The sequence below is a fragment of the Acinetobacter apis genome (assembly GCF_900197575.1).
Lineage (GTDB): Bacteria > Pseudomonadota > Gammaproteobacteria > Pseudomonadales > Moraxellaceae > Acinetobacter > Acinetobacter apis.
Genome location: NZ_FZLN01000002.1, coordinates 134,933 through 158,077, shown reverse-complemented (window position 1 = coordinate 158,077; position 23,145 = coordinate 134,933). Strand labels below are relative to the sequence as shown.

Below are 23,145 nucleotides of genomic sequence, written 5' to 3'. Positions count from 1 at the left end.
CAAGTCTAATTTAAATTAGAAACGAACTCGTGCATTTAAACCAATTGTTTCTGCATCAGCAGCTGGAGTAGCTGATGAGTCTTTATAGTTTTTCGCATCAAGCTTGTTATATGTTGCACCTACAGACACTACAGGTGTGATGAAGTAGTTTACATTACCACCCCAAACTCGGCCATATAGTGAGTCATAGCTTGATGTGTCAGCATAAGTCATACCAACGCTTAATTTTGGCGTTAAGTATAAATCAGTTGCTAAACCATATGCAGCATTATCATTTGCAAAAATGCTGTCTACTTCAAAGCCAAATGCCATGTTTGTATTGTCAATGTTGCCTACATATTTAGCACGTGCAGTAATTGCATCTTTACGTTGGTTTGCAACACCAGCTTCATTTTGTGCAATCAATAAACCATTGTTAAATGCTTTAAAGTTGTCTAATGAGTATGGGTTTGCAACACTTGTGTAACCTACAGCAAGCAAGAAGTTATCTGTTGGCATTGCACCGATTTCAAGTGCATAACGGTCGCCATTGTCTTTGTAGCTTGTGCTTTTGTTTTTCGATTGTGTATGGCTATACGAAGCACTACCATACATTGGTACAGCTGGTAATGCAGGTAAAGTGTAATAACCTTCAACCTTAGCACCATAAGCTTGAGTTTGGGTGCGTGGTCCACCGTTGTCAGCTTCTAATTTATTGTAGTGATAACCTAATTGAACATTTGACGCTTTATTTAAGAAAGCAGCTTCAGCTAAAGGGCCTTTAGATGAATCTACATCTTTAAAATAGAATGTACCTTGGCCTTGACCTGTGTATGTCTTGTCATATCCTTTAACATCAAGGTGCTCTGATTGACCTTGTAGCTCAACTTGATATGCATTTGCGCCGGTCATGGCTAATAATACAGCTGTTGCTAAACCGATTTTTTTCATGTCCTAACTTCCAAAGTGGTTATTAAATCCTAATTCTTATTATATTGTTACAAATTACTTAGTCAATAAGGATAAAAAGTTTGACAAAGTCTAAAATATTTAGATCAAATAACATAAATATACAAAAAAAAAGGCAGGATGCTTTGTTTTAATAAAAAGTTGAGGAATAACAATATGATATAAAAATATATAAATTCATTTTTTTAACATAATTTGATTTATTTTCTTTATGGTTGTTCCATAATGGTGCATTATTTTTCTGTAAAATAATGTTAACTTTTCATTAACTCCTAATTTTTGTGTTTCATGTCACATTTAGAAATAGGTAATATGTTCATTTTTATGGAAAAAGAAAAATGAATCTTTTCTTAAAAAGTAAAGAGCCAAGATAAAATCTTGGCTCAAAATATAGCAATCAGACCATTATTGTTGTAATAACGGCTTTAAAAAGTGCCCTGTATGTGAAATTTTCACTTCTGCAACTTGTTCAGGTGTACCTGTTGCAATGATTTCACCACCACCAGAACCACCTTCTGGACCTAAGTCAACAATCCAATCTGCTGTTTTAATCACATCTAAGTTATGCTCAATCACAACAATGGTGTTGCCTTTGTCACGAAGCGCATAAAGAATATCGAGTAGTTTGGCAATATCATGGAAATGTAGACCTGTAGTTGGCTCATCTAAGACATAAAGCGTTTGACCAGTATCTCGTTTTGCAAGTTCACGTGCGAGTTTAACCCGCTGTGCTTCACCACCAGATAGTGTTGTGGCTGCCTGACCCAAACGAATATACCCTAAACCGACCATCATTAAGGTGTCTAGACGGCGATGAATCACAGGAATTGCATCAAAGAATGTTGCGGCATCTTCAACTGTCATATCAAGAACATCAGAGATATTTTTGCCTTTATAGCTAACCTCTAAAGTTTCGCGATTATAGCGCTTCCCTTGGCAAGCATCACAAGGAACATACATATCAGGTAAAAAGTGCATTGCCACTTTAATCATGCCATCGCCTTCACACACTTCACAACGCCCGCCTTTGACGTTAAATGAAAAACGCCCTGCAGCATATCCACGTGCTTTAGCTTCTGGTGTTTGGGCAAATAGCTCACGAATAGGAGTGAATAACCCTGTATATGTGGCTGGGTTAGAGCGCGGTGTTCTGCCAATAGGGCTTTGGTCAATATCGACCACTTTGTCTAAATGCTGTAATCCATTAATTGAGGTGAATTTCTCAGCAGTGAGTGTGGTTGCACCATTTAATTGTGTTGCAGCCAATGGCAATAATGTGCGATTAATTAGAGTTGATTTTCCTGAACCAGATACCCCTGTTACACAGGTCATAATGCCAAGTGGTATATGTAAATCTACATTTTTAAGATTATGCCCACTTGCGCCAATCAGCTGTAAGGCATGCTCAGGTGAGGGTGGCTGTTTACGTTGTTTAGGAACTTCAATTTTAATTTTGCCTGATAAATACTGTCCGGTTAGCGATTCGCTGTGGTTTGCTAAGTCTTGTGCAGTACCTTCAGCAATGATATGTCCACCATGTACACCAGCACCTGGTCCAATATCAATAATATGGTCTGCTGCTCGAATCGCATCTTCATCATGCTCAACAACCAACACAGTGTTACCTAAATCACGCAGGCGAATGAGGGTTTGTAATAAGCGATCATTATCACGTTGGTGTAATCCGATGGAAGGTTCATCAAGTACATACATGACTCCCATTAACCCTGCACCAATTTGTGAGGCTAAGCGAATACGTTGCGCTTCGCCACCAGAGAGCGTTTCTGCTGAACGTGACAAGCTTAAATAATTTAGTCCTACACTGACCAAAAACTGTAAACGTTCGCGAATTTCTTTGAAAATTTTATCAGCAACTTCACCTTTGGCACCCGAAAAAGCAACGTCTTGATAATAAGTTGCTGCATGACCAATAGACATTTTAGTGATATCAGCAATTGTTTTATCTTTGACACGGACATGGCGTGCAATTTCATTTAAGCGAGAACCATCACATACATCACATGCAGCATTGGATAAGTATTGTGATAAGTCATCACGGACATAGTTGCTTTCGGTTTCTCGGTAACGACGTTCTAAGTGTGGCAGAACACCTTCAAAAGCTTGAACACGGCGATGTTGTCGACCACGTTCATCCACATAACTTAAATCAATTTTTTCTTTGCCTGTACCTTGCAGTAGCTTTTTTTGGACATCTTTTGAGAGCTCATTCCATGGCGTATCAAGTGACCATTCAAAATGCTGAGCAACTTTTTCAAGCAAAGTGTAATAATACGGGCGCTGTCTGTCCCAACCACGGATGGCACCTTGGCTTATGGATAAACTTGGATCAGGGATCAGCTTTGCTGGACTAAAATGGCTTCGTGTACCTAAGCCATCACAAACGGTACATGCGCCATATGGGTTGTTAAATGAAAAAAGACGAGGTTCTAATTCACCCACTGCACGATCACATTCAGGACATGAGTGTTTGGCTGAAAAGACGCGGTCAGGTGTTTCGCCATTCATCCAAGATAAAATAGCAATATCACCACCTAAGCGTAATGCAGTCTCAAAAGATTCTGCAATTCGGTTGCCTAAGTCATCACGTACTTTAAAACGGTCAACCACCACTTCAATGGTATGTTTTTTCTTTTTATCTAATGTCGGTGGATTGTCAATATCGATAACTTCACCATCGACACGTGCTCTGACAAAACCTTGACCTTGTAATTGTTCAAACAACTGAACATATTCGCCTTTGCGGTCACGAATGACAGGCGCAAGCAATAACAGGGCAGTACCTTCATCAAGTGCTTTTACAGCATCTACCATTTCAGAAACAGTTTGCGCGACCATGGGTAAATCATGTTCAGGGCAAAACGGGGTACCTACACGTGCATAAAGCAAACGTAAATAGTCGTAAATTTCAGTAATGGTGCCGACAGTTGATCTGGGGTTGTGGCTGGTCGACTTTTGTTCAATGGCAATTGCGGGGCTCAATCCTTCGATTGAGTCCACCTCAGGTTTTTCCATTTGTGATAAAAATTGGCGTGCATAGGCTGAAAGAGATTCAACATATCGCCGTTGACCTTCAGCATATAAAGTGTCAAAGGCTAAAGACGATTTGCCTGAACCGGATAAACCCGTAATCACCACAAATTTGTCACGTGGAATATCGAGTGACACATTTTTTAAATTATGGGTACGTGCACCTCGGATACGGATATGACTTTGGCTCATAAAATGGGGCATCCTAATTTGATATTTAATGTCGTTTTTCTTTAGTGTATATCAATCAGTGCGGGATGTGTATTGACCTCACAATGTGGCTTAGGTTTCGCAACAAAAATACGCACAACAGATGTTGTGCGGGATGGAGTAAGTCATGTTTTTATTTTTTATTATTATAGGTTAAGCATAAGCACAAGCAGGATGAAATGATCGTTCAAAGATAGATTGTACTGATTCAAACGCTAAACTTCGTTTGCTATAGCGTTCTTGGAATGCATAATGAATGACGTGTTGTTCGAGGGTGGATAAAAAGAGGTTGTAATCATCTTCAAAGGAGCATAAATCTAATAGGTCAAAACGACCTGCAGCATTACAATTATATGTTGCGATAAAATCGAGCATGAGTTTTTGAATTGATGAGTTGGTAAAATAAATTAAATAGGTTGCCGCTGAACCACAATGTAAACAGCCTTGGTTAATATAAATTTCTTCATCTAATGACCAACATGTGCGTAATGTAACCATTGCACGGATGGCTTCTGTACCGAGGGTATGTTGATGTGACATGTCCTGATCTCACTTTATTTATTGTATAACAACAGCTACTTTGGTGTTCTAAATAATAACGATTATCATTAATAAATAAGAATGCAAGAAAAGCTCGAGAAAATCAAGCTGAATTTTACATAGCGCAAATGAATAGAAGCGCTTTGTATTCTGCGTTTAGAAAGGTAGAATTTAGAAATAAAATATTAACGAAGGATCGTTTAGCATGGCAGCACTATGGTTGAAATGTTTATTGGGTGTGGCTGTGGTGCTATGTATTTCTGCACTTTCAAAAAGTAAAGCGTTTTATATCGCAGGTTTAGTCCCTTTATTTCCAACCTTTGCTTTAATTGCCCATGCAATTGTTTTTCAGCAGCAAGGTGCAGATGCATTACAAAAAACGGCTTTATTTGGTTTATGGTCATTAATTCCTTATGCCATTTATTTGCTGATGGTGTACTGCTTAGCCACCAAAACGTCATTGATGGTATGTTTGTTAAGTGCAACAGCAGCTTGGCTTGTGGCAGCAGGAATATTATTGTATGGATGGACGACTTATTATCGTTAATGTGATTTAAGTACAGGCAGTCAACTGACATTAACTGCCTGTTAACTGACTTATAATGTGTCTAAACCTAACCATTGACGTTGATGATAAGCACTGTCCCAAAATAACCATTCTAATTCAGCACCACGGCGGTAGGCTGCTTTCATTTTTTCTCGTGTGGTTGGATCAGATTGTTCAGCCACTTGATCGACTGTTGCAATAATATGTTGTACTGCTTGATTAAACTCATCACCTGAGTAGGTATCAATCCAAGCTTGAAACGGATTGTTTTCAGTCACTTGTTGGACAATCGTTTTGCCGACTTCAGCATACACCCAAAAACAAGGCAATAATGCTGCAAGCACAACAGGATAACTTTCAGACCATGCTGTAGATGTTAGAAATCCGGTGTAATGGTGGCACGCGAGTGTGAGTGGTGTGTTTTTAAATTCATCTTCAGTGATTCCAAATTGTTCCATAAAGTTTTTATGCAAGCCACGCTCAACAATAATGGCAACTTTTGCACCTTCAGAAAATTGAATAATATCATCTGCTTCATATGCTTTTGCAGCGGCAACAGACAGTGCTCTGCCATACGCCAACAAATAATGTGCATCTTGTACGATATAATGCTGAAAAATTTGTGGGCTCAACGTACCGTTTGCTAACCCTTGGTTAAACGGATGGTTGATGGTGTGTGTAAAAAGCGTGAAATTGTCTTGCCATAATTGTTGAGTAAACGTCATAGTTTGACCTGATGCTATACTGATGAAAGAATGAGATGGCTTGAATATAACGTTTTTTACTGCATTGATGTGTATGATTTACTGCGATGAAAAATAAAATCAGTATAATTCAACAATAATTTACATTTTACTTTTATTGATTGTGTTGTGAGGTCTGACGGCTTCTCTTATAGGTTTCTTATGAAGCATTTCCGTTTTTCGATTGTCTTTAGTATTGTCTGTTTAGCCATTTCTGCCTATTGGGGATATACCCATGGACCTGCGGCTGGCATAAGTACCATGTTTAAAGCATTGGCTGTAACTGCTATTTTGGCGGTTATGGAAATTTCCTTATCCTTTGATAATGCAGTGGTGAATGCGTCGGTGTTACGCGGTTGGGACCGGTTTTGGAAAATGCTGTTTTTAACTGTAGGTATTTTAATTGCAGTGTTTGGCATGCGGTTAATTTTCCCTGTGGTTATTGTGGCAGTAACTGCAGACATGGGTTTTATTGAAGTTACACAATTGGCATTGAATAACCCAACAGAATATTCAGCACGGTTAATGGCACACCATGCAGAAATTGCTGCATTTGGTGGTTCATTCTTAATGCTTGTCTTTTTAAGTTTCTTTTTAGATAGCGAAAAAGACACGCATTGGTTTGCAGCAATTGAAAAACGTTTTGCTAACTTAGCCAATGTGCCTGCAATGTCAGTTTTTGTGGCATTAATTTCGTTACTAGTTTTAGCAGCTTATGTACCAGATACAAGTCGTCTAGCGGTGGTAATGGCAGGTATTTGGGGTATTGTGATATATATCGGTGTACAAGTTTTAGGTCATTTACTTGGCGGTGAACCTGAAATTGATGAGCATGGACAAGCTGTTACACATGATGCATCTGGTCAAGCATCTGGTGTGGTAAAAGCCGGTATTGGTGGGTTTTTATATCTTGAAGTTTTAGATGCATCTTTTAGTTTTGATGGTGTGATTGGTGCATTCGCGATTACATCAGATGTAGTCATTATTATGCTTGGTCTTGCAATAGGTGCAATTTTTGTCCGTTCAATGACCATTTATTTGGTTGAGACAGGCACATTAGATGCTTATATTTATTTAGAGCATGGTGCGCATTATGCGATTGGTGCTTTGGCATTTATTATGTTGTTAAGTGGCACAGGAGTTCATGTACCAGAAGTGGTGACAGGTCTTATAGGTATTGTCTTTATTGTTTGGTCTGTGTTGGCATCTATTCAGCATAAAAAGCATCATTCAAATTAGCCATTAAGTTGATAGAAAATTAGATTAAGCCAAAATTTAATATCTTGTATAGAATATCGGGGTACAATAGGTTTGTATCCCTTTTTTTCTGGGAAAAATAAGACAGCTCTCGTGCCATCTTACATACGCTTTTAAAAGAATTAATTGATAGAAATGATATGATGAATGCTTTAGAACGCCGTTCAACCTTTGCTTTAAGCAGTATTTTTGCACTGCGTATGCTTGGGTTGTTTATGATTATCCCTGTGTTTGCGATCGAAGGGCAATCATATCAATATGCAACGCCAGGTTTAATCGGGCTTGCGGTAGGCGTATATGGCTTATCACAAGCAATTTTACAAATTCCTTTTAGTTTATGGGCAGATCGTTTTAGCCGTAAACCCCTCATTATTTTAGGATTGCTTCTATTTGCAATCGGTGGTGCAGTGGCAGCGCTGTCACATACCATATATGGTGTAATTATCGGTCGTGCAATTGCTGGTGCAGGGGCAGTATCTGCTGTAGTTATGGCATTACTTGCAGATGTGACGCGTGAAGAATATCGTACCAAAGCCATGGCCACGATGGGTATGAGTATTGGCTTATCGTTTGTGGTTGCTTTTAGTGTTGGTCCATGGTTAACCAGCTTAGTTGGTATTTCAGGCTTGTTTTGGGTGACCACCATTATGGGCTTACTTGCTATTGCGATGTTGGTCTTTGTCCCTAAAACGACTCGTCATCATCGCAGCTTTCAGCACGGCTATTTACACCAATTAAAACATGTCTTAAGCATGGGTGATTTAAATCGACTGCATATTTCAGTCTTTTCTTTACACTTATTATTAACGGCAATGTTTATTTATGTGCCATCTCAGCTGATTAACTTTGCCCATATTCCACTGTCACAGCATGGTTGGGTGTATTTACCCTTGTTGGTCATTGGTGTGTTGTTTGCATTTCCAAGTATTATTTTGGCAGAAAAGTATCGCAAAATGCGCGGTATCTTTTTAACAGCCATTTTAGGCGTCATCATTGGTCTTGCTGTTTTAATTTTTGGTTTTACGTCAAAGTATATTTTATTGCTTGGGCTGGGTTTCTTTTTCGTGGCATTTAATGTGATGGAAGCCTTACTGCCATCATGGCTATCTAAAATTGCGCCCATTCAATCGAAAGCAACCGCTATGGGGGTGAATGCCAGCGCTCAATTTTTAGGAGCTTTTGTGGGTGGTACCTTAGGTGGGCAGTTAATGAAATTACATGATACATCAGTGGGTTGGGGTATCTTGTGTGTCATTGCACTCATTTGGTTGATTGTCAGTTTTAGTTTAAGACAGCCGCGTTATTTGTCGTCCATGGTATTACGTTTACCTGAAACCGATGTAGCACACCAATGGACAGAGCAATTGCTTGCCATTGATGGTATTGAAGAGGTGGTTGTGATGCCTGACCAACATGTGGCTTATGTTAAACTTGATAAAAAAGTGCTCAATGATGATGGGCGACAGCGTTTAACGCAGCTCTTTGGCAAAGAACTAGTTATTTAAGTATAATTCTTATAAAGTAAGACCATAGCAGATAGAGGGTATAACCGATGCGCGGTATTAATAAAGTGATTTTAGTTGGAACGTTGGGTCGAGATCCAGAAACAAAAACGTTTCCTAATGGCGGCTCTTTAACTCAGTTTTCTATTGCGACCAGTGAGTCTTGGACAGACAAAAGCTCAGGTGAGCGTAAAGAGCAAACTGAATGGCATCGTATTGTGCTTAACAATCGTTTAGGTGAAATTGCACAGCAATATTTGCGTAAAGGCTCAAAAGTTTATATCGAAGGTTCATTGCGTACACGTCAATGGACAGATCAAAATGGGCAAGAGCGCTATACCACTGAAATTCGTGGTGACCAAATGCAAATGTTAGATTCTGCACGTGCAGGTGGTGAACAGCCGAATCAAGACCAAAGCGGTGGTTTTGCACAGCCTCGTTATAATCAGCAGCCACAGCAGCAAAATCAAGGCCAAGGTGGTTATGGTGGATATTCACAAGGTCAAGGTGCGCCAAACAATAGCTATAATAACTCGTCTGCCAACCAACAAAATAGCTATCAAAACAATTCAGCGCCTCAGCAGCAGCAATCACGTCCTGCACCTGCTGACTTAGACGATGATCTACCGTTCTAGACCATATATCTCATTAAAATTTCAAAAAAAGAACCTGACCATCAGGTTCTTTTTTTGTGATGTATGATTATTTGTTTAGATAACTCTTCAATGATTACTGAGCTAAAGATGGGTTTTTGTAGTGAAATTCAATTTCCATGGCATAGTCTTGCAGGGTTGAAATCATTTTTTGTAAATCGATATACTCAAAACGGTTTTTAGTTCCGACAATTGTTAATGCCAACGGCTGAATTTTATTGGAATAGCGAACAGGAACAGCTAAGCCTGAGTAATCTGCAAGGACTTCACCTTGAGAGAAGTAATAACCTTGTTTTTTTATTTTTTTCATTTTATCAAGAAATGCTGATTCACTTGCCGCAAAATTTACGTCTTTTAATTGATGTGAATAATGACGATAAAAATCTTCTAAATAATGTTTGTTGGTATGTGCAAGAATAATTTTAGGCGAAGCGCCAATATAAACAGGTCGCGGATTTCCTCGTCCATATGAGATTAAGACATTTTTTTTAAATGGCTCGCTATGTAAATCAATGCAATAATCATGATTTAGAAAAGTTAAAATACAATTTAGCTCAGTACGTTCTGCAATTTCTTTCATATACGGCATGCTAATTTGTACAAGTGGATCTGTAGCACGAGAAAAATAATCTAAAACAGCCACTTTAGGACCAAGAATATATTCCCCAGACGTACCATTAATTCGTTGTAATAACCCCGTTGAAACCAATTCTTTTAAATAGCGGTAACTGGTTGGGCGTGATAATTCAAGTTCATGACTGATGATATCAACATCGATGGCATGACGGGTGACAGAGAATAAATCTAAAACAGTCAAAATTTTGCCAAAGCTCGTTAATGCCATGATTTAAACAATCCATCTTATTTTTAGAATAAATATGAGTCACTTTTTATCATATTATGTAAAAAAAACCAATACTCAAATTATGAGTTTATTATCATAATAAGATATTATGCTATAATTGATAAGGATAAAATAAATAAATATATAAATTAATATCTAATTAAGATATTTTATTAAAATAATTATAGGGTCATATTAACTATGTCTTGAGATCAACACGTTGATCTTTTTTTATTCCTGATATCGAAGACCGATGCAAGACCATAAATAATTTATACGCGATATAAAGGGAGTTATAGATGCAATTGATTCAGCAGTTATTGGCATTTAGGCCAAGCAGGATGGATATAATCTTTGCTTTGAAAACCTATTTAACTGCAATCATTGCACTATTTTTTTCATTTTATTTAGATTTATTAAACCCAATTTGGTCTATTGGGACGGTATTAATTATTGCTAATCCATATGCAGGAATGGTGTCTTCTAAAGCGATTTTCCGAATCGGTGGTACAGCCATTGGTGCCATTGTTGCCATTTTGTTGATGCCACATTTAATTAATTTACCTTGGATTTTTTCGCTTGTCATTGCTGCATGGGTAGGGTTTTGTTTATATATCTCACTGCTTGACCGTACACCACGCAGTTATATGTTAATGCTGTCCGGTTATACCGTCGCCATGATTGTTTTTAATGCCATTAATTCTGTTGATACACACAGTATTTTTGATATTGCCTTAGCTCGATTCTTAGAAATTGGTATTGCGGTAATTTGTTCTGCAGTGGTCTCTGCTGTAATTTTACCCGTTCATGTTGGGCCTGTGATCCAGCAGCGGATCGATAAAAATCTAAATAGTTTAGAACAGGTTTTTAGTAGTATTTTAGCCAACCAAAAACAAGAGCAAAACTATATCCAAACTTTAAATGCTGTCACCCGTGATATGAGTGAAATACATGTCATGACTGAGCATTTATCCTATGAAAACTCTGATCTCAAAGGCATGACGCATCCTTTACAAGAGATGTTACATCAGCTTTCAATGGCAGTATCCAACTTAGTGGCAATGTCTGAACGATTACAGCAACTCAATGTTCATGATCAAACCTTTGATCAGCACTTGGCTATCATTCGGGAAAATGTAATACAGCACATTAAGGATAAAAAACATATTGAGGAAAGTCAGCTTGAACAGATGTTTGACGATTTTGAAACACAATTTAATGCTTTAACAGCATGCGTGTCTTTAGATCAAAAAGTGATTTTAAATAGTTTTAGAATGGATGTACGGCACTATATTTATAATATCCGCATTGTGCTATTTATTTGGCAGAATATTCAAGATGGAAAAAAAGACTTTCCAAAAAATATTGTGCCCTTAACCACCAAGTATCCAAGTTTGCATCGTGACCATGGTGTGGCATTAAGAGGTGGTCTAGCTGCATTTTTAGGAACATTTGCTGCAGCTGCTATTTGGATTGTCAGTGGATGGAAAGCAGGCTTCATGTTGGCTCAAATGGCAGCAGTGACTTCATGTATTGTCACAGCCATTGATAATCCTGTTCCTGTGTTAAAAACATTTATTTTGGCCAGTATATTAAGTTGTGGTGTGGTGTTCGTTTATGCTTTTGCTATTTTGCCGGGCATAACTGAGTTTTGGCAATTGGCATTGGTGCTTGCCCCGCCATTAATTTTATTTACTGTACTAATTCCGACTCCAAGCCTGATGGCGCTTGGGTTAATGCTTGGAATTACCACAGTCATGTCCATGAATATACAAAACCGTTATAGCATTGATATTGTTTCTTTTTTAGAAGGTTCTTTTGCAACAGTACTTGGTGTGGTCTGTGCATTGATTGCTATTTATTTTATTCGCGCAATGTCTCCTGAAACAACAGCGCAGCGGATTTTATCTAAGCATTATAAAGCCATGCGTCAAGCAATCAATTTGTCTTATGACACACGTTTTAGAATACATTTGCGCAGCATGTTAGACCGCATTGGCATATTAAATAGCAAGATGGTGCAGTCAAGTGCATTGAAGCAGGCGATGAATCGTGCATTGATTGAAACCAGCGCAATTGTTGATTTAACCCGTGTGCATGAGTTGGCAGGGTCGCAACTGATTTCAACAGCGCTACAGCAAAGTATTGTCAATCTGCAAAATGAATTAAACACCATGTTTAATGAGTTAGAAAAAAATACTGTGGTGTCTGACCAGACCAAAGATGCTGTAGTGAGTTATATGAATCAGGCTGAACAGGTTGCCTATCAAGAAGAAAATGAGAATATAAAATTCCGCGTTTTGATGAGTTTAAATAATATTCGTAGCAGTATTTTTCATACACAAGCCAAGGATGCAATACATGTGGGAGAAACTGCACTGTGAGCGATTTTGATATTTATGGCATTTTTGTCCCTAGTTTTTTAATTCAAGCCATTTTAGCGTATGTGATTTTTGTGATGATTCGTCCGTTAACGAGCCGATTTATCGAGCAAGGGTGGGTGATTTTTTTAGGACTATTTAATTTATGTTTATATTTGATCTGCTTGTTTATTGTGCATCAAATCTTCATTGGACTGATTAAATAAATACAGATAGGAAAAGGTTATGCGTTCTTTTGATGCACGTAAAGTGGTAAGGCCAATGATTCTTCTTGTGATGTTGGTGTTGGCATGTATGGTTATTTTACATTTATGGGACTATTACAATGCTGAACCGTGGACACGCGATGGTCGAGTACGTGGCGATGTAATCGAAGTTTCATCTGACATCTCAGGCTTAGTGACAGAAGTGTTGGTCCAAGACAACCAAACTGTAAAACAAGGGCAAGTCCTTTTTAAAATTGATACAGCAAGACAGTTACTTGATGTTGAGCAAGCAAAATCTGATCTTGCCAAAGCCAAAGCAGGTCTTGCTCAAGCAGAGGCAAGTCTAATTCAAGCCAAAGCCAATTTAATTAAGTCTGCAGCCAACACCAAACTTGCAGACCGTAATGCCACCCGTTATGCCACGTTAATGGATGGTGCAATTTCAAAGCAAGATCAAGATCAAGTCTTTGCGTTAAAAGATCAAGCACATGCAGAGCATCAGCAACTAGAAGCAATGATTGTACAAGCCCAAGCCAATATTAAACAACAACAGGCATTGATTGAGGTTGCACAAAGTAATGTGAATTTAGCAGCACTAAATTTACACCGTTCAGCGGTTGTCGCACCATCAGATGGCACATTGTCTAACTTTGAAATGCGTGTAGGTGATTATGTCAAAGTAGGTCAAGCAGTTGCTGCGATGGTTGATCGTAAACAATTATATATTGTCGGTTATTTTGAAGAAACTAAACTCAATCGCATTCATATTGGTGACCAAGCCACAGTAGAGTTAATGGGAGATCATCAAAAATTAAAAGGTCATGTACAAGGTATTGCATCAGGGATTGAAGATCGAGAGCGTTCATCAAGTTCATCCTTATTGGCCAACGTTAATCCAACTTTTACTTGGGTGCGTTTAGCGCAGCGTGTTCCTGTTAAAATTGTTTTAGATGAAGTTCCGCAAAATTCATTGGCTTTTGTTGCAGGTCGTACAGCAACAGTAAACATTGTTGGGCAAAGCAAATAAGTTCATTTGAGTTCACTGTAAAAACCAATCGAAGTGCCTTACGACGCATAAATTATCAGTCATTTGCATGAATCATAAAAAAGTAAGAATTTATCTGACAAAATTGTATCAAGTTGTTTAATAAGTAATCTATTTCTCATTAAATGTGCTACATTTCATACTTTTTCAATGTAGTGTTAATTATGTTAAATAAATTTTTTATTACTTTTACATGCATTTTGGTTACAACGGTTTCTCATGCCGCTGATTATCCGGTTACAAATTTAGGTAAATTGACTGGTTATGCAAAGCAAGCACGAGTTACTGGCGGGGGAAGTGGCAAAGTTGTTACTGTTAAAGACATTGCAATGTTAAAGTATGAATTACTAGGTAATACACCCAAAACGATTGTTATAAAAGGTCGTATAGCAAGTTCTTCTAAACAAGTGTTGTATTTTGGCAGTAATAAAACAATCGTTGGTTCATTTAATAATTTGAATGTTTTAGAGAATATTTATTTAACTTCTTCTTCAAATAGTTCAAATGTCATTTTTAAAAACTTAGTGTTTAAACATGATCCAAAAATCCGTGCAAATGGAGATATGCAGTTATATATTTCTTCGGGCAATAAATACTGGATTGATCATTGCTCATTCGTTGGGCATAAGTGGAGTGCAAATGATGGCAGTTTAGATAAACTGTTATATATCGGTGAGACAGCAGACTACATCACCATCAGTCATTCACTATTTCAAAATCATAAATATGGTTCTATATTTGGCTATTCTGTAGCGGGATATAATTCAAAATATAATGGCTATCCACATATCACGTTATCTAACAATTATTATAATAATATTGATGTGAGATCCCCGGGTCTGATGAGATATGGTTATTATCATGCTTATAATAACTATATTTCAAATTATCATTTGGGCTATACGCTTGCACAAAATGCAAAAGTTCTGTCAGAAGCAAATTATTTTGAAGCAGGTAATGAAAAAGGCATTGTTGATGATAAAAAAGAAAATACTTCTTTTACGGATATCAATAGCTATCCGAGCAGTATAAAGAAATACTCTAGATCACTCTCATGGAAAGTGCCTTATTCTTATAGCGTCAAGGCTGCTGGTTTTGCTAGAAATTGGGATATCAATTATTCAGGTGCTCAAGCTTCAGCAAGTAAGTTTGTTTATCCGTATTAAAACAGACGGTTAAGCTAATGCTGTATTTTAACCTCAGTTGGTGTAAATGCATATATAGATCTTAAATTCATCCAAATTAAAGTAGTGCTGTTACTTAGGTTGCAGCCTTACTTTTTGTCTTTTAAGATTTGAGCATGCAGGTTTCAACTTGAGGCTAAAACATATCATGGTAATCCATTAAAATAATAATTTTCTATTGCGCTTTAGCGTAAGCTGATTTCGAGTCAATCCATTCAATTTAAGGTTGGATGCCTTCAGGTGTGTAATACCAACTTTCAATGAATAATGCAGCGGCTAAGCTGTCTGCAGACATCTTTTTTCCACGCCCTTGTTGATGATATTTCTCTAAATCATGCCGTGCTTCTCGCGTGGTTAAGCGTTCATCCACCATCCATGTTTCTATATTGGTTTGATGTTTTAAACGACGTGCAAACTTGCGTGCACGTCTTGAAAGCTCTGATTCACTGTCATCCATATTCAACGGTAATCCCACTAAAAACAGTTCTGGTTTCCATTCATGCACAATGTTAAGTAATTGTGTCCAATCAGGAATACCGTCTTTCATTGGAAAAGGTGCCAAGGGCGTATTGGACTCAATCGCAGGTTGTCCAATTGCAATTCCCATTTTTTGTGTCCCAAAATCAAAAGCCATAATAAGCTGTGGTTTAGGCATGACCAATCTCGACAGACAGCCTTGCAGGGTCTATACCAATTTTGCGGTAAGCTGCATCTAGGCGTTGGTGATAATCTAGATTAAAGATTAGATCCATATCAGAATCACAAATTAACCAATCTCCGCGAGATATTTCAGCTTCAAGCTGACTTTTACCCCAACTGGCATAACCAAGCGCAATTTGATAGCAATCTACACCTTCGTTATGTGCAATTGCATCTAATATATCTTTACTGGTGGTAATACAAACATTTTCACCAATTGCAATTGACGAGTGCCATGTTGGTTGTCCGGTATGGAGTACAAAGCCTGCTTCAGGACGTAATGGACCACCTTGTAATACGGCATGTGGATGGACATGGTCTGCATCAATATCTAAGTCATTCAATAATTCTTTAACTTGAATATTGGTGGGCTGATTTATAATAATTCCTTGTGCACCGTCTTCGTCATGACGTGCGAGATAAATCACAGTATTTGCAAAGGTGTCATCCTCCATACCAGGCGGTGCAATTAAACAGCGATGTGTAAAATATTGTTTGGCCACCGTTGTGATTCTCCCAGAATAGATGAGTCATTTAATGTCGTGTTTCTTCTCAACATACAAGAGCTGAGAAAAATCACCAAGTAAAATTATTTATTTTTGTTGATATTTGAGTGTTCTGAGTTGTTTAGCATGCTCAAGGGTGATGTTGTTAATTTCTATACCGCCTGTCATTCGGGCAAGTTCTTGAATACGTTGATCTTCATCTAGCTCGAATATTGTACTGCTGGCAGGGTCTGTTTGTTGCTTTTGAACCAATAAATGTTGGTCGGATTGTGCTGCAACTTGTGCTTGATGGGTAATACATAAAACTTGTACATGTTGACCAAGTTTTGCCAATAATCGACCAACAATTTCAGCAGTACCCCCACTGATCCCTACATCAATTTCGTCAAATACAATGAGATCTGCATCTGTACGCTCAGCATTCATCACTTGCATCACTAAAGCAATCCGCGACAATTCACCACCAGATGCAACTTTTGCTAAAGGTTGTGCAGGAATCCCTTTATTCGCAGTAAAGTGTAATTGGACTTGGCTTAAACCTTCGGCATGCGGTTGTTCAAAAGGCATAAACACAAACTCAAACTGTGCTTCAGGCAATGCCAAGCTTTTCACTTGATGGGTCAGCTCTTTGGCTAGTTGCGGTGCAGCAGCTTGTCGCATTTGGTCAAGCTTTTCTGCTCGTGTTAAAAATTCTCGCTCTGCTTGTTTAACATGTAAGGCAAGGGTTTCAGGATCTTCAAGCAAGTTTAACTGTGTCAGCTCATCTTGCCATGTTTCATATTGCTGTTTAAGGTCTTCAGGAGCAACACGGTGTTTTCTGGCTAAACGATGAAATATTTCCAGTTGAGTATTCAGCTCTGCCATTCGTTCGGGATCAAAGCTTTGATGGTCAATAAACTGTCTTAATTGTGATGCAGCTTCGCTAATTTCATTTTGTGCATTCAGTAGAGCAGTATTGATGGCAGCCAATTCATCACTTCGTCCTGCATGAGTATCAATGCGTTTTAAAATACTTGCCAACTGTTGTGCAATATTTTGCTCGGAATCATCCAAAACATCTAAGCTGTAGTTGCAATCTTGCATGATTGCTTCATGGTGACTATAACGATCAAATGCTTGTTCGATATCAGGGTAATGATAAGCTGTGATGGGTTCAATTTCTTCGAGTTGAAGTTCAAGTAACTGCACACGTTGTTGATGGGTGGTTTGTGCATGTAATGCATCATCATACTGACGAATAGCTTTTTGCCATGCTTGGTAGTGTGACTTAACATCTTGTACCGTGTCTAAGAGTCCACTTGAGCGATCAAGCCATTGTTTTGGATAGTGTTGCCCAAGCAACTGTTGCTGACTGTGCTGACTATATAGCTGAACAAGAATCTGTCCCAATTCTTTAAGTTCGGCAAGACTGGTTGGACGGCCATTGATCCATGCTTTACTGCGTCCTGTTGAAAAAATAACACGCCGTAAATGAAGTTCGCCTGACCCATCTTCAAGTTCTTTGTGCGTGAGCCAAACTTGTTCTGGAGAGTCTTTAATATAGCTAAAGACCGCTGTAATATCAGCTTTGTCTGCACCATAGCGGATCTGTTGACTGTCTGTTCGTTCGCCTAAGCATGCAGATAAGGCATCTAATAAAAGTGATTTTCCCGCACCTGTTTCGCCAGTGAGTACATTAAAACCAGAAGAAATATCAATTGTTAAATGATCAGCCAAAGCAAAATTTATAAGCGTTAAATGAGTGAGCATATACGCATCCAGGATTGTGCGAAAATTCTTTTAGATAAAAGGATAGCGATTAATTGAAGAGATGTCATAAAAAATTCATCATTAAAGATGATGATACATAAAAATCGTGATAAGCCAACCGAGTTTAAGCGATGTTTGATGGAAAAATTTATAAAATATGTATTACCATTTCATGATAAAACTGCTAATTTTAATTATAGAGTGAGTTTAATGGATTGGAAATTACTCTTTTTAACTCGATTAAATATTATATAGAAAGAAAATGTGGAGAGTCTTTATGTCACCTCAGTTTGATCATGTGTCTGTTGTGAAAAAATCAAATGTGTACTTTGGTGGTTTGTGTGTAAGCCACACGGTTCAATTTGAAGATGGCACAAAAAAAACTTTGGGTGTAATTTTGCCAAGTGATCAGGTCTTGACGTTTGAAACGCATGTACCTGAAAGAATGGAAATTGTTTCAGGGGAATGTCGTGTAAGAATTGCAGATAGTGAGCAGAGTGAACTGTTTCGTGCAGGTCAATCATTTTATGTACCTGGTGCAAGTACGTTTAAAATAGAAACAACTGAAGTATTAGATTATGTCTGCCATTTAGAAGGTTAACTTCTCGCACATAAAATCAGCTAAACTATGCTGCTATACTTAATCCTGTAAAGTGATGCTTTACAGGATTTTATTTTTTTGGGTCTTTTAAGGTGGTTAGGTCATGGCAAAGCCAGAATATTATTACGGTGTGCATTCAGTTGAATCTCTTTTAAGTCTAGAACCTGAGCGAGTACTGACACTATTTACTTTAAAAGGGCGAGAAGATCAGCGCTTACAACATATTTTAGAATTGGCTGAACCGTTTGGGATCAGCGTACAAAAAGCAAGTCGCGATAGCTTAGAAAAATTGGCAGGTTTACCTTATCACCAAGGTGTGGTGGCGGCTGTTCGTCCATATCCTGTGTTAAATGAACAAGATTTAGACCAAATTTTTGCAAGCAAAAAAGATGTTTTATTGTTGGCATTAGATCAGGTCACAGATCCACATAACTTAGGTGCATGTGTACGAACTGCTGCAGCTATGGGGGTCGATGCTGTGATTGTGGCACGTGATCGTTCAGCCAGTCTAACGCCTACAGCACGTAAAGTCGCAGCAGGTGGGGCAGAACGTGTGAAGTTCATTCAGGTGACCAATTTGGCACGGACATTGGCTCATTTGAAAGACCGTCATTACTGCCGTGTGGTTGGTACCATGTTAGATGAAACTGCAAAATCAATTCAAGATTGTGATTTATCTGGTGCATTGGTTGTGGTGATGGGTGCAGAAGACACAGGGCTTCGTCCAATCACACAAAGTCAATGTGATGAAAAGGTATATATTCCAATGGCAGGTGACTTACAAAGTTTAAATGTCAGTGTAGCGACAGGTATGGCATTGTACGAGGCTTGTCGTCAGCGCAATATCACACATCAACCATAAGATAAGAGGGAAGAATGCTCACCAAAATGCAAATACAAGGTTATTTTTATGTTTTCTTGACCATGTGCATTTGGGGCGGGTTTACTATTTTCTCTCGCCTAAATGCATCATGGAATATTAGTGCATGGGATATTGTGGCCATTCGCTTTAGCATTGGCTGTTTAATTTTATTACCTGTACTGTTGTGGCGTAAAGAAACTGCGTTTTTATGGCATATCAAACCGTTTATTTTGGGGTTATTAGGTGGTGTTGCCTATTGTGTGACTACATATAGTGCCTTTTTATATGTGCCTGCTGCACATGCTGCGATTTTCTTGACGGGTGCCATTCCACTGACCACTGCGATTATGGGTTATATACTCTTCAGACAAGCTTTTGATCGTCATACGTGGCTAAGCTTGGCGATTATGCTGACTGCATTGTCAATCATGAGTGTGTTGCTGTATCAGCAAACAGGTGTTGCTTTTAGCTTGGGTGACGGTTTATTTTTTCTGGCAGCGCTGTGGTGGGGAACATTTACTGTATTGGTCCGCAAGTGGAAGTTTTCTGCATGGCAGTCGATGAACTCTATTGCTATTTGGTCCACAATCATCTACCTACCCATTTACTTAATTTTTATTCCTAAACATTTTCATGAACCATCTACGGCACATTTAGTGATTCAAGGCGTGTTTCATGGCGTCTTTATGATGATTATTGGTACATTAACTTATGTTGCAGCCATTGAGCGCTTAGGGGCATTTAGAGCAGGCAGTATTATTGTGTTGGCGCCGTTTATTGCGGCAGTTGCAGCCATCCCTTTATTAGGTGAGCCGCTGAATGTGGCTTTGATTTGTGGCTTGATTGGTATGGCGATTGGTGCATTACAACCATGGCGCTGGCTTAAGCGTAATGATCCATTACAAACACAGCTTGATCAGAAAAAGTAACTTAACTGTTATTGGCCAAAATTAAATAGTGTTGATGCAAGAGATGCAGCTTTTGATATAAAGCATCGTATGTACTGTTATTCAATATAATATCATCGGCACGTTGCTGTTTTTGTTCGCGTGGCATTTGTGCTTTGATGATTTTTTCGATCTGTTGAATAGACTGTTGATCGCGCTCAGAGGCACGCTGTATTTGTAGAGCTTCAGTTGTATCAATGAGGAGCGTGCGTTGCACCAACAGATGTTGATCTGTTTCAAACAGCAGTGGAGAAACAAGCAGCGCATAAGGGCTTGTTGCATACGCTAGTTGCTGCACAATGGCTAAGCGAATACGAGGGTGAGTGATGCTTTCAAGCTTGAGTTTGGCATCAGGCGAATTAAAAATAATTTTTCGCAGCTGAGCACGGTTTAGTGTGCCGTCTGTTTGAATTACTGATGAGCCAAAATACTGTTCAATTTCAAGTAAAGCCGGCTGTCCTGCTGTCACCACTTCACGTGAGACAAGATCTGCATCAACAATACAAATACCTTGTGCTGCAAACCAGTCGCTTGCAGCACTTTTTCCGCTGCCTATACCGCCTGTCAGTCCCACTGTGAAATGCATATTTTATCCCAAGTAAAGTGCCATAATCTTTTCGCCCCATAAAAATGCAATCCATCCAGCAATGGCAATATATGGACCAAATGCAAAGGGCATATTTTTTTTACGAACTTTGATTAAAATAATACCAACGATGGAACCAATAAGCGATGATAAAAACACAATGAGTGGCAATAACAAGGGTCCCATCCAAGCCCCTAAAGCAGCAAGTAGTTTGAAGTCTCCATAACCCATGCCTTCTTTACCCGTGATGAGCTTAAATGCAATATACACAACCCATAAGCACAAGAAACCAATGACCGCACCCCAGATCGATTGAACTGGTGAAATATACAGACCATAACTATTTAATGCCAAGCCCAACCCAACCAATGTGAGGGTAAAGCGGTCAGGGAGCAGCTGAGTATCAAAATCGATGAAAGTTAATGTGACCAAGACCCATGTCAAGATGATACCAAATACAGCTTGTAGCGTAGGACCAAAATGCACGGCCACAACCACTGAACCAATGGCAGTCAGCAGTTCAATAGCAGGATAGCGAAGACTAATTTTTTGCTCACAATGTGCGCATTGACCTTTAAGCATCAGCCAGCTGATGACAGGTATATTTTGATACCATTTAATACCTGTCTTACATTTTGGGCAAGTTGATGCAGGCTGGCTAAGTGTCAGTTTTTCATGCTCAATGACTGGATCATGTGGATGAAGCAACATCTGACACTCTGCATGCCACATATTTTCCATCATTTTAGGGGTTCGATAAATCACTACATTTAAAAAACTGCCAATACATAAACTAATTAAACCAACCGTGACATAAAATAATGTCAGGTTGGCTGTATAAAATTGGATAAGATCATTCACTAAACCACAGACCCCATTTGGAAGATTGGTAAATACATTGCAACTACGAGTCCGCCGACTAAGACTCCGAGTACTGCCATAATAAGCGGTTCCATCATTGAAGTTAGGCCGTCCACAGCATTATCGACTTCCTCTTCATAATAGGTCGCAACTTTATCAAGCATACTGTCAAGTGCGCCTGATTCCTCACCAATACTGACCATTTGAATGGCCATTGATGGAAAGCGGTTGGTTGCACGCATCGCAAATTGTAATTGTTGTCCTGATGCAACATCTTCACGAATTCGCATCACAGCATTTTCATAAACCACGTTATTGGTTGCACCTGCTGTAGATTCAAGCGCATCAATCAGAGGTACACCAGCGGCAAATGTTGTTGCTAGGGTACGGCTATAGCGTGCAATAATTGATTTAAAAATCAAATCACCAAAAATAGGTAGTTTTAATGTAAGTTTATCTAACCCATCTCTGACCTTTTGACTTTTTTCATAGCTCTGCTTCACAAAAATGACCAGTGCTACAATGCTTGCAATCAAAATATACCAATATTGCTGCATCCAGTTGGACATGTTTACCACCATTTTAGTAAAAGCTGGTAAATCTGCACCAAATGATGAAAATAGACCTTCAAATACAGGTACCACTTTTACCATCAAAATAATCGTAACAATAAAAGCAACGATTACGACACTGATAGGATATTTTAATGCTTTTTTAATTTTTTGCTTTAGCTGTTCACTTTTTTCTTTGTATATAGCTACTCGATCAAGCATGGTTTCTAAAGCACCAGACTGCTCACCAGATTCAATGAGTGAACAAAATAAACCATCAAAATATTTCGGGTATTTTTTAATTGCTTCAGCAAACGTATTACCATTTTCAACTTCACTTTTGATTCCCAAAACAACTTCTCTCATGGATGGGTTTTCTAAACCTTCAGCCACGATTTCAAAGCTTTGTACCAATGGCACACCTGCTTTCATCATGGTTGCAAGCTGGCGTGTGAAAATTGTGATATCAATGGTATTGATTTTCTTTTTGAAGGCACCTTCAAGCAAGTTTTTACGTTTGAGCTGAATTTTAACTACAGTCACGCTTTGTTTACGTAACATCACTTTTGCCAATGCCATATTAGGCGCTGTCAATTCCCCTTTTACAGTGACACCTTTTCTATCTTTGCCGGTATATGAAAAATTAAGTAAATTATTTTCTGGATTAGCCACTTT

At 38.5% G+C, this 23,145-nt stretch carries 22 protein-coding genes; 11 read left to right on the top strand and 11 right to left on the bottom strand.

Annotated elements, in window-relative coordinates:
* Positions 1 to 15: 15 nt before the first annotated feature.
* From CFY84_RS07305 to CFY84_RS07295, 3 genes are all read right to left on the bottom strand, one after another.
* Positions 16 to 930: a putative porin gene (locus CFY84_RS07305; protein WP_088823565.1), complete on the bottom strand. Its 915-nt coding sequence runs from the start codon at positions 928 to 930 to the stop codon at positions 16 to 18.
* Between the two features lie 423 nt (positions 931 to 1,353).
* On the bottom strand, positions 1,354 to 4,188 hold the full coding sequence (gene uvrA, locus CFY84_RS07300) for an excinuclease ABC subunit UvrA (protein WP_088823564.1): 2,835 nt from the start codon (positions 4,186 to 4,188) through the stop codon (positions 1,354 to 1,356).
* Positions 4,189 to 4,359: 171 nt separating this feature from the next.
* Positions 4,360 to 4,746 carry a hypothetical protein gene (locus CFY84_RS07295; RefSeq protein ID WP_088823563.1) on the bottom strand — a complete coding sequence of 129 codons (387 nt, stop codon included), beginning with the start codon at positions 4,744 to 4,746 and terminating at the stop codon, positions 4,360 to 4,362.
* A gap of 205 nt (positions 4,747 to 4,951) precedes the next feature.
* Here CFY84_RS07295 and CFY84_RS07290 point away from each other — a divergent pair, with 205 nt between their 5' ends.
* On the top strand, positions 4,952 to 5,293 hold the full coding sequence (locus CFY84_RS07290; protein ID WP_088823562.1) for a GlpM family protein: 342 nt from the start codon (positions 4,952 to 4,954) through the stop codon (positions 5,291 to 5,293).
* 50 nt (positions 5,294 to 5,343) lie between these two features.
* On the opposite strand, the gene tenA is transcribed toward CFY84_RS07290, so the two are convergent.
* Entirely contained in the window at positions 5,344 to 6,018 is a 675-nt protein-coding gene (gene tenA, locus CFY84_RS07285; protein ID WP_088823561.1) for a thiaminase II, read from the bottom strand.
* 180 nt (positions 6,019 to 6,198) lie between these two features.
* Here tenA and CFY84_RS07280 point away from each other — a divergent pair, with 180 nt between their 5' ends.
* From CFY84_RS07280 to ssb, 3 genes are all read left to right on the top strand, one after another.
* Positions 6,199 to 7,275: a DUF475 domain-containing protein gene (locus CFY84_RS07280; protein WP_088823560.1), complete on the top strand. Its 1,077-nt coding sequence runs from the start codon at positions 6,199 to 6,201 to the stop codon at positions 7,273 to 7,275.
* A 158-nt stretch (positions 7,276 to 7,433) separates the two neighbouring features.
* Positions 7,434 to 8,798, top strand: coding sequence for an MFS transporter (locus CFY84_RS07275; RefSeq protein WP_088823559.1), 1,365 nt, complete (start codon positions 7,434 to 7,436; stop codon positions 8,796 to 8,798).
* Positions 8,799 to 8,845: 47 nt separating this feature from the next.
* Positions 8,846 to 9,430 carry a single-stranded DNA-binding protein gene (gene ssb / locus CFY84_RS07270; protein WP_088823558.1) on the top strand — a complete coding sequence of 195 codons (585 nt, stop codon included), beginning with the start codon at positions 8,846 to 8,848 and terminating at the stop codon, positions 9,428 to 9,430.
* A 94-nt stretch (positions 9,431 to 9,524) separates the two neighbouring features.
* Here ssb and CFY84_RS07265 read toward each other — a convergent pair whose 3' ends face one another.
* Entirely contained in the window at positions 9,525 to 10,292 is a 768-nt protein-coding gene (locus tag CFY84_RS07265; RefSeq protein ID WP_088823557.1) for an IclR family transcriptional regulator, read from the bottom strand.
* Positions 10,293 to 10,591: 299 nt separating this feature from the next.
* Between CFY84_RS07265 and CFY84_RS07260 the strand changes: the two genes are divergently transcribed.
* The 4 genes from CFY84_RS07260 (at position 10,592) to CFY84_RS07245 (ending at position 15,090) form a co-directional block, all read left to right on the top strand.
* Positions 10,592 to 12,676, top strand: a complete 2,085-nt coding sequence (locus CFY84_RS07260) for an FUSC family protein (protein WP_088823556.1) — start codon at positions 10,592 to 10,594, stop codon at positions 12,674 to 12,676.
* Entirely contained in the window at positions 12,673 to 12,879 is a 207-nt protein-coding gene (locus tag CFY84_RS07255) for a DUF1656 domain-containing protein (protein WP_088823555.1), read from the top strand. Before CFY84_RS07260 ends, CFY84_RS07255 begins: the two co-directional genes overlap by 4 nt.
* 19 nt (positions 12,880 to 12,898) lie before the next feature.
* Positions 12,899 to 13,906 carry an HlyD family secretion protein gene (locus CFY84_RS07250; RefSeq protein WP_088823554.1) on the top strand — a complete coding sequence of 336 codons (1,008 nt, stop codon included), beginning with the start codon at positions 12,899 to 12,901 and terminating at the stop codon, positions 13,904 to 13,906.
* A gap of 182 nt (positions 13,907 to 14,088) precedes the next feature.
* A complete protein-coding gene (locus tag CFY84_RS07245; RefSeq protein WP_088823553.1) occupies positions 14,089 to 15,090 on the top strand; it encodes a pectate lyase family protein in 1,002 nt (333 codons plus the stop codon).
* Between the two features lie 238 nt (positions 15,091 to 15,328).
* Here the strand turns inward: CFY84_RS07245 and ruvX are convergent, their stop codons facing one another.
* From ruvX to recN, 3 genes are all read right to left on the bottom strand, one after another.
* Complete coding sequence (ruvX, locus tag CFY84_RS07240; RefSeq protein WP_088823552.1) at positions 15,329 to 15,763, bottom strand: Holliday junction resolvase RuvX; 435 nt, start codon at positions 15,761 to 15,763, stop codon at positions 15,329 to 15,331.
* The gene (locus CFY84_RS07235; RefSeq protein WP_088823551.1) at positions 15,756 to 16,310 is read right to left on the bottom strand and encodes a YqgE/AlgH family protein; all 555 of its coding nucleotides are present in this window, start codon (positions 16,308 to 16,310) and stop codon (positions 15,756 to 15,758) included. Before CFY84_RS07235 ends, ruvX begins: the two co-directional genes overlap by 8 nt.
* Before the next feature lie 90 nt (positions 16,311 to 16,400).
* Positions 16,401 to 18,062: a DNA repair protein RecN gene (gene recN / locus CFY84_RS07230; protein WP_088823550.1), complete on the bottom strand. Its 1,662-nt coding sequence runs from the start codon at positions 18,060 to 18,062 to the stop codon at positions 16,401 to 16,403.
* Between the two features lie 277 nt (positions 18,063 to 18,339).
* On the opposite strand from recN, the gene ppnP reads away from it, so the two are divergent.
* The 3 genes from ppnP to CFY84_RS07215 all read left to right on the top strand — a co-directional run bounded on the left by ppnP (position 18,340) and on the right by CFY84_RS07215 (position 20,454).
* Positions 18,340 to 18,663: a pyrimidine/purine nucleoside phosphorylase gene (gene ppnP, locus CFY84_RS07225; RefSeq protein ID WP_088823549.1), complete on the top strand. Its 324-nt coding sequence runs from the start codon at positions 18,340 to 18,342 to the stop codon at positions 18,661 to 18,663.
* Positions 18,664 to 18,766: 103 nt separating this feature from the next.
* The gene (gene rlmB, locus CFY84_RS07220) at positions 18,767 to 19,525 is read left to right on the top strand and encodes a 23S rRNA (guanosine(2251)-2'-O)-methyltransferase RlmB (protein ID WP_088823548.1); all 759 of its coding nucleotides are present in this window, start codon (positions 18,767 to 18,769) and stop codon (positions 19,523 to 19,525) included.
* A 14-nt stretch (positions 19,526 to 19,539) separates the two neighbouring features.
* Complete coding sequence (locus tag CFY84_RS07215; RefSeq protein WP_088823547.1) at positions 19,540 to 20,454, top strand: DMT family transporter; 915 nt, start codon at positions 19,540 to 19,542, stop codon at positions 20,452 to 20,454.
* Between the two features lies 1 nt (position 20,455).
* Here CFY84_RS07215 and coaE read toward each other — a convergent pair whose 3' ends face one another.
* Genes coaE through CFY84_RS07200 form a run of 3 tightly spaced genes read right to left on the bottom strand, consistent with a single transcriptional unit; the run spans position 20,456 to position 23,142 of the window.
* Positions 20,456 to 21,058: a dephospho-CoA kinase gene (gene coaE, locus CFY84_RS07210; RefSeq protein WP_088823546.1), complete on the bottom strand. Its 603-nt coding sequence runs from the start codon at positions 21,056 to 21,058 to the stop codon at positions 20,456 to 20,458.
* A gap of 3 nt (positions 21,059 to 21,061) precedes the next feature.
* On the bottom strand, positions 21,062 to 21,919 hold the full coding sequence (locus CFY84_RS07205; protein ID WP_088823545.1) for a prepilin peptidase: 858 nt from the start codon (positions 21,917 to 21,919) through the stop codon (positions 21,062 to 21,064).
* Positions 21,919 to 23,142: a type II secretion system F family protein gene (locus CFY84_RS07200; protein ID WP_088823544.1), complete on the bottom strand. Its 1,224-nt coding sequence runs from the start codon at positions 23,140 to 23,142 to the stop codon at positions 21,919 to 21,921. Before CFY84_RS07200 ends, CFY84_RS07205 begins: the two co-directional genes overlap by 1 nt.
* Positions 23,143 to 23,145 lie beyond the last annotated feature (3 nt).

Bases quoted from the DNA above. Each gene is read 5' to 3' on its own strand.
- CFY84_RS07305 (WP_088823565.1), bottom strand. From the start codon at position 930: ATGAAAAAAATCGGTTTAGCAACAGCTGTATTATTAGCCATGACCGGC.
- uvrA (WP_088823564.1), bottom strand. From the start codon at position 4,188: ATGAGCCAAAGTCATATCCGTATCCGAGGTGCACGTACCCATAATTTA.
- CFY84_RS07295 (WP_088823563.1), bottom strand. From the start codon at position 4,746: ATGTCACATCAACATACCCTCGGTACAGAAGCCATCCGTGCAATGGTT.
- CFY84_RS07290 (WP_088823562.1), top strand. From the start codon at position 4,952: ATGGCAGCACTATGGTTGAAATGTTTATTGGGTGTGGCTGTGGTGCTA.
- tenA (WP_088823561.1), bottom strand. From the start codon at position 6,018: ATGACGTTTACTCAACAATTATGGCAAGACAATTTCACGCTTTTTACA.
- CFY84_RS07280 (WP_088823560.1), top strand. From the start codon at position 6,199: ATGAAGCATTTCCGTTTTTCGATTGTCTTTAGTATTGTCTGTTTAGCC.
- CFY84_RS07275 (WP_088823559.1), top strand. From the start codon at position 7,434: ATGATGAATGCTTTAGAACGCCGTTCAACCTTTGCTTTAAGCAGTATT.
- ssb (WP_088823558.1), top strand. From the start codon at position 8,846: ATGCGCGGTATTAATAAAGTGATTTTAGTTGGAACGTTGGGTCGAGAT.
- CFY84_RS07265 (WP_088823557.1), bottom strand. From the start codon at position 10,292: ATGGCATTAACGAGCTTTGGCAAAATTTTGACTGTTTTAGATTTATTC.
- CFY84_RS07260 (WP_088823556.1), top strand. From the start codon at position 10,592: ATGCAATTGATTCAGCAGTTATTGGCATTTAGGCCAAGCAGGATGGAT.
- CFY84_RS07250 (WP_088823554.1), top strand. From the start codon at position 12,899: ATGCGTTCTTTTGATGCACGTAAAGTGGTAAGGCCAATGATTCTTCTT.
- CFY84_RS07245 (WP_088823553.1), top strand. From the start codon at position 14,089: ATGTTAAATAAATTTTTTATTACTTTTACATGCATTTTGGTTACAACG.
- ruvX (WP_088823552.1), bottom strand. From the start codon at position 15,763: ATGCCTAAACCACAGCTTATTATGGCTTTTGATTTTGGGACACAAAAA.
- recN (WP_088823550.1), bottom strand. From the start codon at position 18,062: ATGCTCACTCATTTAACGCTTATAAATTTTGCTTTGGCTGATCATTTA.
- ppnP (WP_088823549.1), top strand. From the start codon at position 18,340: ATGTCACCTCAGTTTGATCATGTGTCTGTTGTGAAAAAATCAAATGTG.
- rlmB (WP_088823548.1), top strand. From the start codon at position 18,767: ATGGCAAAGCCAGAATATTATTACGGTGTGCATTCAGTTGAATCTCTT.
- CFY84_RS07215 (WP_088823547.1), top strand. From the start codon at position 19,540: ATGCTCACCAAAATGCAAATACAAGGTTATTTTTATGTTTTCTTGACC.
- coaE (WP_088823546.1), bottom strand. From the start codon at position 21,058: ATGCATTTCACAGTGGGACTGACAGGCGGTATAGGCAGCGGAAAAAGT.